The sequence below is a fragment of the Streptomyces sp. YIM 98790 genome, assembly GCF_011421595.1.
GTDB lineage: Bacteria > Actinomycetota > Actinomycetes > Streptomycetales > Streptomycetaceae > Streptomyces.
This window is the reverse complement of sequence record NZ_WTLH01000181.1, coordinates 1-11,516: the sequence shown is the minus strand read 5'-3', so window position 1 is coordinate 11,516 and position 11,516 is coordinate 1. Positions and strand designations below refer to the sequence as shown.

General features: G+C 73.1%; 13 protein-coding genes. 12 read left to right on the top strand and 1 reads right to left on the bottom strand.

The window, feature by feature from the left end; all coding sequences use genetic code 11:
• Both GQS09_RS23065 and ffh read left to right on the top strand, forming a co-directional pair.
• Nucleotides 1-628: ACT domain-containing protein (locus GQS09_RS23065; RefSeq protein ID WP_165989301.1), on the top strand; the 628-nt coding region annotated here is incomplete at its 5' end.
• 46 nt (nt 629-674) lie between these two features.
• Nucleotides 675-2,234: a signal recognition particle protein gene (gene ffh / locus GQS09_RS23060; RefSeq protein ID WP_165989299.1), complete on the top strand. Its 1,560-nt coding sequence runs from the start codon at nt 675-677 to the stop codon at nt 2,232-2,234.
• A 129-nt stretch (nt 2,235-2,363) separates the two neighbouring features.
• Here the strand turns inward: ffh and GQS09_RS23055 are convergent, their stop codons facing one another.
• A complete protein-coding gene (locus tag GQS09_RS23055; protein WP_165989297.1) occupies nt 2,364-3,179 on the bottom strand; it encodes a class I SAM-dependent methyltransferase in 816 nt (271 codons plus the stop codon).
• Between the two features lie 190 nt (nt 3,180-3,369).
• Here GQS09_RS23055 and proS point away from each other — a divergent pair, with 190 nt between their 5' ends.
• The 10 genes from proS to lepB (GQS09_RS23005) all read left to right on the top strand — a co-directional run.
• Nucleotides 3,370-4,785, top strand: a complete 1,416-nt coding sequence (gene proS / locus GQS09_RS23050; RefSeq protein ID WP_165989295.1) for a proline--tRNA ligase — start codon at nt 3,370-3,372, stop codon at nt 4,783-4,785.
• Nucleotides 4,786-5,053: 268 nt separating this feature from the next.
• Nucleotides 5,054-5,662 (top strand): hypothetical protein, encoded by a 609-nt coding sequence (locus GQS09_RS23045; protein WP_165989293.1) that lies wholly within the window; start codon nt 5,054-5,056, stop codon nt 5,660-5,662.
• A gap of 264 nt (nt 5,663-5,926) precedes the next feature.
• Entirely contained in the window at nt 5,927-6,358 is a 432-nt protein-coding gene (gene rpsP / locus GQS09_RS23040) for a 30S ribosomal protein S16 (RefSeq protein ID WP_165989291.1), read from the top strand.
• A 2-nt stretch (nt 6,359-6,360) separates the two neighbouring features.
• Nucleotides 6,361-6,597 (top strand): RNA-binding protein, encoded by a 237-nt coding sequence (locus tag GQS09_RS23035; RefSeq protein ID WP_165989290.1) that lies wholly within the window; start codon nt 6,361-6,363, stop codon nt 6,595-6,597.
• A gap of 114 nt (nt 6,598-6,711) precedes the next feature.
• Nucleotides 6,712-7,272 carry a ribosome maturation factor RimM gene (rimM, locus tag GQS09_RS23030; RefSeq protein ID WP_165989288.1) on the top strand — a complete coding sequence of 187 codons (561 nt, stop codon included), beginning with the start codon at nt 6,712-6,714 and terminating at the stop codon, nt 7,270-7,272.
• A complete protein-coding gene (gene trmD / locus GQS09_RS23025; RefSeq protein ID WP_165989286.1) occupies nt 7,272-8,093 on the top strand; it encodes a tRNA (guanosine(37)-N1)-methyltransferase TrmD in 822 nt (273 codons plus the stop codon). Before rimM ends, trmD begins: the two co-directional genes overlap by 1 nt.
• 135 nt (nt 8,094-8,228) lie before the next feature.
• On the top strand, nt 8,229-8,576 hold the full coding sequence (gene rplS / locus GQS09_RS23020) for a 50S ribosomal protein L19 (protein ID WP_165989284.1): 348 nt from the start codon (nt 8,229-8,231) through the stop codon (nt 8,574-8,576).
• Between the two features lie 34 nt (nt 8,577-8,610).
• Nucleotides 8,611-9,435 carry a signal peptidase I gene (lepB, locus tag GQS09_RS23015; RefSeq protein ID WP_313896293.1) on the top strand — a complete coding sequence of 275 codons (825 nt, stop codon included), beginning with the start codon at nt 8,611-8,613 and terminating at the stop codon, nt 9,433-9,435.
• 67 nt (nt 9,436-9,502) lie between these two features.
• The gene (gene lepB / locus GQS09_RS30745) at nt 9,503-10,249 is read left to right on the top strand and encodes a signal peptidase I (RefSeq protein ID WP_313896292.1); all 747 of its coding nucleotides are present in this window, start codon (nt 9,503-9,505) and stop codon (nt 10,247-10,249) included.
• A 166-nt stretch (nt 10,250-10,415) separates the two neighbouring features.
• The coding region (lepB, locus tag GQS09_RS23005) for a signal peptidase I (protein WP_165989279.1) at nt 10,416-11,516 on the top strand (1,101 nt) is incomplete at its 3' end.

The window sequence follows — 11,516 nt, the reverse complement described above, 5'->3', positions numbered from 1 at the left end:
GGCCGGCGGCGGCCCCGGCGAGCCCGGCCGGCAGGCCGACCCGCAGCCCGAGGCGGTCGGCGTGGAGCTGGTGGTCGCCCTGCCCGACCGGCCCGGCGTGCTGCCCGCCCTGGCCGGGGTGCTGGCCCTGCACCGGCTGACCGTGCGCTCCGCCGAACTGCGCGTCATCGACCCCGCCGGACAGGGCCAGGTGCTGCTGCTCAACTGGCGGGTCGCCGCCGAGTACGGCTCCCTGCCGCAGGCCGAGCGGCTCCGCTCGGACCTGGTGCGCACCCTGGAGGGCACGCTGAACATCGAGTCCCGGCTCGCCGAGCGGGAGGCGGCCCAGCGCCGCCGCCGGCGCCGCGCACCCCAGGCGCCGCCGCCCCGGGTCGCCGTGGCGCCGCTCGGCTCCCGGCTGGCCACCGTGCTGGAGGTGCGTGCCCAGGACGCCCCGGGGCTGCTGCACCGCATCGGCCGGGCGCTGGAGGAGCAGAACGTACGGGTGCGCAGCGCCCATGTGTCCACGCTCGGCGCCAATGCGGTGGACGCCTTCTACGTGACCGGGCAGGACGGTGCCCCGCTGCCTCCGGAGAAGGCGGCCGGGCTCGCCCGCGACGTCGAGCGGGCGCTCTCGGCGGTACCCTGAAAGGCACCGCCGACGTGACCCCCGATGCGAAGGACCCGCCAGCGCCGTGTTCGACACACTTTCCGACCGCCTTGCAGCCACATTCAAGTCCCTGCGGGGAAAGGGCCGCCTGAGCGAGGCGGACATCGATGCCACGGCGCGGGAGATCCGGGTCGCCCTGCTGGAGGCGGATGTCGCCCTCCCGGTGGTCCGCTCCTTCATCGGCCACATCAAGGAGCGGGCGCGCGGCGCCGAGGTCTCCCGGGCACTGAACCCGGCCCAGCAGGTCATCAAGATCGTCAACGAGGAACTGATCCGCATCCTCGGCGGCGAGACCCGGCGGCTGCGGTTCGCCAAGCAGCCGCCGACCGTGATCATGCTCGCGGGTCTGCAGGGTGCGGGCAAGACGACCCTGGCGGGCAAGCTGGGCCGCTGGCTCAAGCAGCAGGGGCACACCCCGGTGCTGGTCGCCTGTGACCTCCAGCGCCCCAACGCGGTCAATCAGCTGTCCGTGGTCGCCGAGCGGGCCGGAGTGGCGGTCTTCGCGCCCGAGCCGGGCAACGGCGTGGGCGATCCGGTGCAGGTCGCCAAGGACTCCCTGGCGCACGCCCGGGAGAAGCAGTACGACGTGGTGATCGTCGACACCGCCGGCCGCCTGGGCATCGACCAGGAGATGATGGAGCAGGCCGCGGACATCCGGGACGCGGTCAGCCCCGACGAGGTGCTGTTCGTGGTCGACGCCATGATCGGCCAGGACGCGGTGACCACCGCGGAGGCGTTCCGGGACGGCGTCGGCTTCGACGGCGTGGTGCTCTCCAAGCTCGACGGCGACGCGCGCGGCGGTGCGGCGCTGTCCGTCGCCCACGTCACCGGCCGGCAGATCATGTTCGCCTCCAACGGCGAGAAGCTCGACGACTTCGACGCGTTCCACCCGGACCGGATGGCGTCCCGGATCCTGGGCATGGGCGATGTGCTCAGCCTGATCGAGAAGGCCGAGCAGACCTTCAGCCGGCAAGAGGCCGAGAAGATGGCCGCCAAGCTGGCGAAGGGGCCCAAGGAGTTCACCCTGGAGGACTTCCTCTCCCAGATGGAGCAGGTCCGGAAGATGGGCTCGATCTCCAAGCTGCTCGGCATGATGCCCGGGATGGGCCAGATCAAGGACCAGATCAACAATCTGGACGAGCGGGACGTGGACCGCACCGCCGCGATCATCAAGTCCATGACCCCGGGCGAGCGGCAGGACCCGACGATCATCAACGGCTCCCGCCGGGCCCGGATCGCCCGCGGCTCCGGGGTCGACGTCAGCGCGGTCAAGAACCTGGTGGAGCGGTTCTTCGAGGCCCGCAAGATGATGTCCCGGATGGCCCAGGGCGGCGGCATGCCCGGGATGCCCGGCATGCCGGGGATGCCCGGCATGGGCGGCGGCGGTGGCGGACGCCGCCAGGGCAAGCAGCAGAAGAAGGGCAAGGGCGCGCGCCGCAGCGGCAACCCGCTGAAGCGGCAGCAGCAGGAGCAGGCGGCGGCCCAGCGCCGCGCCGGAGCCGCGTTCGGCGCCCCGGACGGGGAAGCCGACACCCCGTTCGAGCTTCCGGAGGAGTTCCGCAACGTCCTGCCCAAGGACAAGTAGCGCGGCGTTCCTGCGCCCGCGGGTGCCGGGCGGGACGGCCTCCGCGCCGCCCCGGCCCGCGCCGTGGCCGCCGCCCGGCACCCCTGACCGGCGCGGGCACCGGGCGCCGGTCAGGGGCGGCGGGCGCCGTCAGGTGCGGGCGATGAGGTAGGTCAGGGTGTTGGGCAGCCACACGGTGCCGTCGGGGTTGACGTAGGGGTGCAGGGACTCGGCCAGTTCCTTGGCGACCTGTTCGTGGCCGGCCGCCTGCACGGCGCTGTCGAAGCTGCCGGTCGCCAGCAGTCCCCGCAGCGCACAGGCGAGGCCGGGGTAGCCGAAGGGGCAGCTCACCTCGCCGCCGTCGGCCGGGTGCAGCCCGGCCTCGCGGGCGAGCGCCGCCACCGCCTCCGCCCCCGGCGGCTCGGGAGGGACCGCGGAATCCCCGCCGCGGCCCGGGGTGCCGGACAGCCGGCCGGCCAGGCGCGCGCCCACGCCCAGGGCCACCGTGGCCGCGCAGGTCTCGGGGCGCCCCCAGCCGGTCAGCACCACCGGCGTGCCCGGCGCGGCCAGCCCCGCAGCGCGGCGCAGCACCTCGGCGTCCGGCAGCGCGCCGAACGCCGTGACCAGCGTGTAGGGGTCCGGTGCGGGGTCGGGGACGGTGCCGTCCACCAGCCGGGCCGGGTAGCGCCGGCCGCCCCCCTCGGGCTCCGGCAGCAGCCGCTCCCGGGCCAGCCGCAGCCGCTCGGGGTCGGTGTCCGTGCCGGTCACCTGCGCTCCGCGTGCGGCGGCCCGCAGCAGCGCCAGCCCGGTGCCGCAGCCCAGCTCCAGCAGCCTGGTCTCCCGCCCGACCGCCAGCCGCTCGTACACCGCGTCGTAGAGCGGGACGAACATCCGCTCCTGGATCTCCGCCCAGTCCCGGGCTCGGGAGGGCCTGGTCTCGTCGTGGTGGATCAGCGTGGGTGTCATACAACCGTGCCCCAATCGACCCGTGGCCAGGGTCCTCGCGGTTCCCCTTCGCACCCGGCCGCCGGGGCCGGGTTCCGGGATGGCTGCCCCCGCTCCTGTATGCCAGATAACTGCCGCTTGCTCCTGTCGTCCAGAGGGACGAAGGGCCCGGATTCACGCTTCTGCCCCATGGCCCCGTACCATTCCGGCCATGGCTAAGGCTCCCGTACTCACGCCCCGGGCGGAGGACTTCCCCCGCTGGTACCAGGATCTGATCAACAAGGCCGAGCTGGCCGACAACGGCCCGGTCCGCGGCACCATGGTGGTCCGGCCGTACGGGTACGGGCTGTGGGAGCGGATGCAGCAGGAGATGGACGCCCGCATCAAGCGCGCGGGCGCCGACAACGCCTATTTCCCGCTGTTCATCCCCCAGTCGTACCTGACCCGGGAGGCCGAGCACGTCGAGGGGTTCGCCCCCGAGCTGGCCGTGGTCACGCACGGCGGCGGCAAGGAGCTGGAGGAGCCGGTGGTGGTCCGGCCCACCTCCGAGACGATCATCAACGACTACTTCTCCAAGTGGATCCAGAGCTACCGCGACCTGCCCCTGCTGATCAATCAGTGGGCCAATGTGGTGCGCTGGGAAATGCGTCCCCGGGTGTTCCTCCGGACGAGTGAGTTTCTCTGGCAGGAGGGCCACACCGCACACGCCACCTACGAGGACGCCCGCGACTACGCCGCCATGATCCACCGCGAGGTCTACGGCGACTTCATGTACAACGTTCTCGCCGTGGACGTGGTGCTGGGCCGCAAGACGCCGCGCGAGCGCTTCGCCGGCGCCATCAACACCCTCACCCTGGAGGGCATGATGGGCGACGGCAAGGCCCTCCAGATGGGCACCAGCCACGAGCTGGGGGAGAACTTCGCCAAGGCGTTCGACACCCGCTACCTGGCCCGGGACGGCGAACGGAAGCTGGTCTGGCAGACCTCCTGGGGCACCTCCACCCGCATGGTCGGCGGTCTGATCATGTCCCACGGTGACGACAGCGGGCTGCGCGTCCCGCCCCGCCTGGCCCCCGTCCAGGCCGTGGTGCTCGCCGTCAAGAGCGACGAAGCGGTACTGGCCAAGGTGCGGGAGATCGCCGGCCGGCTGGCCGCGGCCGGCATCCGGGTCCGGGTGGACGACCGCACCGACACGCCGTTCGGCCGCCGCGCCGTGGACTGGGAGCTCAAGGGCGTGCCGCTGCGCATCGAGCTCGGCCCGCGTGACCTGGAGCAGGGCACCGCCATGCTGGTGCGCCGGATCCCGGGCGGCAAGGAGCCGGTGGCCCTCGACGCGTTGGCCGCGACCCTGCCCGCGCTGCTGGAGGAGGACCAGGCGCTGCTGCTGCGCCAGTCCCGTGAGCGGCGCGAGTCCCGCACCGGCGACGCCGCCACCGTGGAGGAGGCGGCCGAGGCCGCCAAGGCGGGCGGCTGGGCCCGTATCCCGTGGGCGGTACTGGGCGAGGCGGGCGAGGCCCGGCTGGCCGAGGACGGCGTATCCGTCCGATGCCTGATCGCCGAAGACGGGTCGGTGCCCAATTCGGACGATCAGCCAGGTAACATCGCCATCGTCGCCCGCGCCTACTGACGACGCGGTCGGCCCCGCGCGGAGCGGTTCCGTGCGGGAGCGCCGAAGGAGCACCAGCGCGCCGTACGGCGTCCGGCCGGACCCCGGCCCCGGGCGCAATGCGGTACCCCCCACGTGCCTGCCCCTCCCCGCTGCCGGTCACGCGGCCATGTCCCCGTGGCGAACTGACCGGTAGGCGTGGTTAGGCGTGTAATTGCAAACTTCCGTGACTTCCGCGACTTCCGCCCGGAATCGGAACACTGAGGGGGGCTGGTTCGTTATTTCCGACGTGAGCACGACACCACCTGTTCTGGCCGCCGAACTGGCGCTGGCGTGGGCCGACATTCAGCGGCACCACCCCGAGCTGCCCGATCTGGCGGCGCCGGAATCCCTGATCGGAGAGTCCTCCTCGGCCTGCGGCACGGAGCTCTCCTTCGAACGACTGCTGCACGAGGCCGTGCACGGCATCGCCGCCGCCCGCGGGGTCCGGGACACCTCCCGGGCGGGCCGGTACCACAACCGCCGGTTCCTGGCGATCGCCGAGGAGCTCGGCCTGGAACACTCCGAGGAGCCGCATCCGAGCAGCGGCTTCTCCCTGGTCAGAATGGTTCCCGAGACCCGTCGCCGGTACCGGATGACGGCCGAGCGGCTGCACCGCGCCCTCCAGGCGCACCTGGCCGCCGCCAGTGCCGACACCAAGCGGAGCTTCCGCGGCCCCGCCGCGCGGCACGGCTCCTCCGGCGGCGGGGTGCGGGTCAAGGCGGTCTGCGACTGCGGGCGCAACGTCCGCGTCGTGCCGTCCGTCCTCGCCCAGGCGCCGATCGTCTGCGGTGCCTGCAACCAGCCGTTCCGGATCGCCGAGGCGGTGCCCGCCGAGGCGGCCGGCGCGGCGGCCTGAGCGGCCGGTGGCCGGCGCGGCGGCCGGCCCGGTGAGACGGGCTCCCGGAGCGCACCAGGTGCGCCCCCGGGAGCCCGTCCGCACGCCGGCCCCGAGGTGATCCGCGCCCCGGCGGTATGGCAGAATGGGCCGCTGAACTCGCCGGCCGTACGGACCCCTCTCTCCGGCGGCGGGCGCGTCCGCCGGGCTGAAGCGGACTCCACCATCCCCACGTGGCTCTCCGAAGGCGGCCCACCCCTATCAACATCAGGAGACACCACAGCCGTGGCAGTCAAGATCAAGCTGAAGCGTCTGGGCAAGATCCGGTCGCCGCACTACCGCATCGTCGTCGCCGACGCCCGTACCCGCCGTGACGGCCGCGCCATCGAGGAGATCGGCGTCTACCACCCGATGCGGAACCCCTCGCACATCGAGGTCGACAGCGAGCGCGCCCAGTACTGGCTGGGCGTGGGCGCGCAGCCGACCGAGCCGGTACTGGCCATTTTCAAGAAGACCGGCGACTGGCAGAAGTTCAAGGGCCAGCCGGCTCCCGAGCCGCTGAAGACGCCCGAGCCCAAGGCGGACAAGCGGGCCCTGTTCGAGGCCGCCGCCAAGGAGGCGGGCGGTGACTCGTCCAAGGGCGAGGCCATCACCCAGAAGGCCAAGAAGGCCGACAAGAAGGCCGACGAGGCCGCGGCCGCGTCCTCCGAGGGCTGACGATGCTCGAGGAAGCCCTTGAGCATCTGGTCAAGGGCATCGTCGAACACCCCGACGACGTCCAGGTGGCGTCCCGCACCCTGCGCCGCGGGCGGGTGCTCCAGGTCCGGGTTCACCCCGACGACCTGGGGAAGGTGATCGGCCGCAACGGCCGGACCGCCCGCTCGCTGCGCACGGTGGTGGGCGCACTCGGCGGCCGTGGCGTGCGCGTCGACCTGGTCGACGTGGACAGCCACTGAACGTCCGCCGGCAGCAACGGCACACCGGCACCCGGGCCGGGGGCGGCGGAACGCACCGTGTTCCGCCGCCCCCGGCCCGTACCGTCGGGGCCACCCCAGCGAAGGAATGGAGCAGTGCAGCTAGTCGTCGCCCGGATCGGCCGGGCCCATGGCATCAGGGGCGAGGTCACCGTCGAGGTCCGCACCGACGAGCCGGAGCGGCGGCTGGCGCCCGGCGCGGTGCTGGCCACCGAGCCGCCCGGCGCCGGGCCGCTCACCATCGCCTCCGGCCGGGTGCACAGCGGGCGGCTGCTGCTGCGCTTCGAGGGCGTGGCGGACCGCGCGGCCGCCGAGGCGCTGCGCAACACCCTGCTGGTCGCCGAGGTCGACCCGGACGAGCTGCCGGACGATCCGGAGGAGTTCTACGACCACCAGCTGATCGACCTGGAGGTGGTCACGGCGGACGGCACGGTGGTGGGCCGGATCGGGGACATCGCGCATCTGCCGTACCAGGACCTGCTGGTGGTGGAGCGCCCCGGCGGCGGCGAGGTGATGGTGCCGTTCGTCACCGAGATCGTGCCCGAGATCGACCTGGAGCGGCAGCGCGCCGTGATCGACCCGCCGCCCGGACTGCTCGGCGAGGAGCCCGGCGGACCCGGCACCGGCGGCGGTGCGGAACCGGGAGCCGGGCGCTGATGCGGGTCGAGGTCATCTCCATCTTCCCGGAGTATCTGGCGCCGCTGGACCTGTCCCTGGTGGGCAAGGCCAGGGAGCGCGGGCAGCTGGACCTGCGGGTGCACGACCTGCGGCAGTGGACCCACGACCGGCACCACACCGTGGACGACACGCCCTACGGCGGCGGCCCGGGCATGGTGATGAAGCCGGAGCCGTGGGGCGAGGCACTGGACAGCGTGCTGGCGGAGGGCGCCGCCGCCGGGGCCGGCGAGCCGGTCATGGTGGTGCCCACACCCAGCGGGCGGCCGTTCACCCAGGCGCTGGCCGTGGAGCTGGCCGCCAGACCGTGGCTGATCTTCACCCCGGCCCGCTACGAGGGCATCGACCGCCGGGTCATCGAGGAGTACCGGCAGCGGCTGGAACTGCGCGAGGTCTCCATCGGCGACTACGTGCTGGCCGGCGGCGAGGCCGCGGTGCTGGTGATGACCGAGGCCGTCGTCCGGCTGCTGCCCGGTGTGCTGGGCAATGCCGAGTCGCACCGCGACGACTCCTTCGCCCCCGGCGCGATGTCGGGCCTGCTGGAGGGCCCGGTGTACACCAAGCCCCCGCAGTGGCGCGGCCGGGAGGTGCCCGAGGTGCTGGTCAGCGGCCACCACGGCAGAATCGCCCGGTGGCGCCGGGACCAGGCGCTGCGCCGTACCGCCGAGCTCCGGCCGGACCTGATCGCCGGCTGCGATCCGGCGGCGCTGGACCGGCACGACCGGGAGGTCCTGGCCGGGCTGGGCTGGCGCCCGGGACCGGACGGCCGATTTGGGCGATCACCGGAGGCCGTGGAAGAATAGGACGTTGCCGCACGCCCGGAGCGCGACCCTGCCACAGGGGGATCGGCGCCCGCCCGGCTTCCGGCAAGCCTTTACGGACCAACCCCGACCACTACCGCTGATGACCTGTGGCATCGGCGAGGAGAGCAGCAGGTCATGAACCTCCTGGACAGCGTCGACGCGGCATCCCTGCGCAGCGACATCCCGGCCTTCCGCCCGGGCGACACCGTCAACGTCCACGTGCGCGTCATCGAGGGCAACCGCTCCCGGGTGCAGCAGTTCAAGGGCGTCGTCATCCGCCGCCAGGGCGCCGGTGTGCGCGAGACCTTCACCGTGCGCAAGATCAGCTTCGGCGTGGGCGTGGAGCGCACCTTCCCGGTGCACACCCCGGTGGTCGAGAAGATCGAGCTGGTGACACGCGGCAGCGTGCGGCGTGCCAAGCTCTACTACCTCCGTGAGCTGCGCGGAAAGGCCGCGAAGATCAAGGAGAAGCGCGAGCGCTGACGGAAATCCGACACCGTCCGGTTACCATCACGGCGTGACCGCGACCGACGCAGACCGCCCGGAGCGCGATTCCGGCCCTCGTCCCCGCGGGGACGAGCCCCCGGAGTCGCGCTCCGTGTTCGGTCCGGGGTCAGGACCGGGGTCCGGCTCCGTGCCGTTGGGTGCCGGGCCGGTCCTCCCGGTGCCCGCGGCGGTGGCCGCGGCCACCGTGCGGCTGCTGCGGCGGCGGCGCCGGGCGATCCGGCGCTGGGCCGTGGTGCTGGGCTGCGCCGCGGTGCTGCTCTTCCTGTTCAGCACCTACGTCCTCCAGCCGTTCCGGATTCCCAGCGGCTCGATGGAGAACACGCTGCAGGTGGGCGACCGGGTGCTGGTCAACAAGCTCGCCTACAGCCTCGGCGGCGAGATCCGCCGGGGTGACGTCGTCGTCTTCGACGGCGCCGGGTCGTTCGCCGCGCCGCGTGAGGAGTCCGAGGGGCCGCTGCTGCGGATACTGCGCACCGCCGGCGCCTCGGTGGGCCTGGCCGAACCGCAGGAGACCGACTACATCAAACGGGTGATCGGCATCGGCGGCGACCGGGTGAGCTGCTGCGACGCCCAGGGACGAATCCGGGTGAACGGTGAACCGCTGGACGAACCGTATCTGTATCCGGGAGACATGCCCTCCGCAGTGACTTTTGACATCCGGGTTCCGGAGGGAAGGCTCTGGGTGATGGGTGACCACCGTTCCGACTCAGCCGACTCCCGGGAGTACCTCGGCATGCCCGGGGGCGGGACCGTACCCGAGGACCGGGTGATCGGCCGGGCCGAGTTCATCGGCTGGCCGGTCGGCCGCTGGGGATCGCTGCGGGGCAATGGGTAAGCGGGGCAGGCCGCGCCACGCCGCCCCGGTCCGCGTGCGCCCGGCAGACGAGGAGCGCCCGCGTCCGGTGACCCTGCGCGGGCCGGGCGAGGGCCGGGCCGCGCGGCGGCGCGCCGCCAAGCGCATCCGGCGCCGGCGGCGGCTGCGCGCCACCCGGGAGATACCCCTGCTGGTCGGGATAGCGCTGGGCATCGCCCTGCTGATCAAGACCTTCCTGGTGCAGGCGTTCGTGATCCCGTCCGGCTCCATGGAGATGACCATCCAGATCGACGACCGGGTGCTGGTGGACAAGCTCACTCCGTGGTTCGGCTGGGAGCCGGAGCGCGGGGAGGTGGTGGTCTTCCGCGATCCCGGCGGCTGGCTGGCCGCCGATCCGCAGCAGGCGCAGCGCGGCGACGAACCGGTGGTGATCGAGAAGGCGCGCCAGGCCCTGACCTGGGTGGGCCTGCTGCCCAAGGACGACGAGCAGGATCTGATCAAGCGGGTGATCGGGGTCGGCGGGGACACCGTGGCGTGCTGCGACGAGCAGGGCCGGGTTACCGTGAACGGGGTGGCGGTCGACGAGCCGTACATCTACCCCGGCGACGCCCCCTCGCTGATCGAGTTCGAGGTGAAGGTGGAGCCCGGACACGTCTTCGTGATGGGGGACCACCGGTCCAATTCCTCGGACTCCCGGTATCACCTCGACGATCCGGGGCGGGGCACGGTGCCGGTCGACCTGGTGGTCGGCCGCGCGGTGGTCATCGCCTGGCCGTATGCTCACTGGGCACGGCTGGACGGCACCTCGGCCTTCGCCGCGGTGCCGGACCCCTGACCGAGTCCCGTGCGGGACGCCCGTGCTCCGCGCGGCGCCCGCGCGGAGAAATGTGCGCGGCTCCCGGTTCCTGCGGAACTCCCGCTCGTTAGGGGAAGTGGAAGCAAGAGGTCTGTTCTCCCCAGGGCAGACCGGAACGCAGCGTGAGCAAGCGTGAGGAGATGTCGTGGGGGATGTGGCAGTCGGCGCGCGTGCCGGATCGGCCGGGGAGCCCGAGGAGCGGCCGGGGACGACCGCCGTCGAGCCCGTCGGCCGGCCCCCACAGTCGGCCCCGGGAGAGGACGGGAGCGGCTCCGGGGACGGTGCGGACGCACCGCGGCCCCGGAACGCCTCGGGCGGCACCTTCGGCGGGCCGGGAGCGGACGGCGCCGGGCCGCCCGGCGAGGGCGGCGGGGCAGGCCGCGGCCGGGACGGCGAACCGCACGGTGACCCGGAGGGCGAGCCGGAGGGCGAGCCGGAGGGCGACGCCGACGCCGACGGCGAGCCGGGCGGCGGCGGGCGGCGCCGGCGCTCCGCGCAGCGGTCGTTCTGGAAGGAACTGCCGATCCTCGTCCTGATCGCGCTGGTGCTCGCGCTGTTCATCAAGACCTTCCTGGTGCAGGCCTTCTCCATCCCCTCGGACTCGATGCAGAACACCCTCCAGCGCGGGGACCGGGTGCTGGTGGACAAGCTCACCCCGTGGTTCGGCGGTACGCCCGACCGCGGCGAGGTGATCGTCTTCCACGACCCGGCGAACTGGCTCGGCGACCCCTCCGAGGGCGACGGCGGCTTCTGGAGCACGGTGCAGGACGGGCTGAGCTTCATCGGGCTGATGCCCTCCTCCAAGGAGCAGGACCTGATCAAGCGGGTGATCGCGGTCGGCGGGGACACCGTGGAGTGCAAGCAGGGCGGACCGGTGATGGTCAACGGCAAGGCGATGGAGGAGAGCGGCTTCATCTATCCCGGGAACACCCCCTGCGACGACAAGCCCTTCGGGCCGATCACCATCCCCGAGGGGCGGCTGTGGGTGATGGGCGACCACCGGCAGGAGTCGCAGGACTCCCGCTACCACACCGAAGGGCCGGGCGGCGGCACCATCGGCGAGGACGATGTGGTCGGCCGGGCCATCGTGGTCGCCTGGCCGCCGACGCGCTGGTCGTACCTGTCGGTGCCGGACTCCTACGAGGATGTGCCGGCCGCGCTGGCCGGGGCCGCGCCGGGCGTGCTCGGCCTGGCCGGGGCCGCCCCGCTGGTGCTGTGGCGGCGCCGCAGGCTGCTGCGCGCCGCG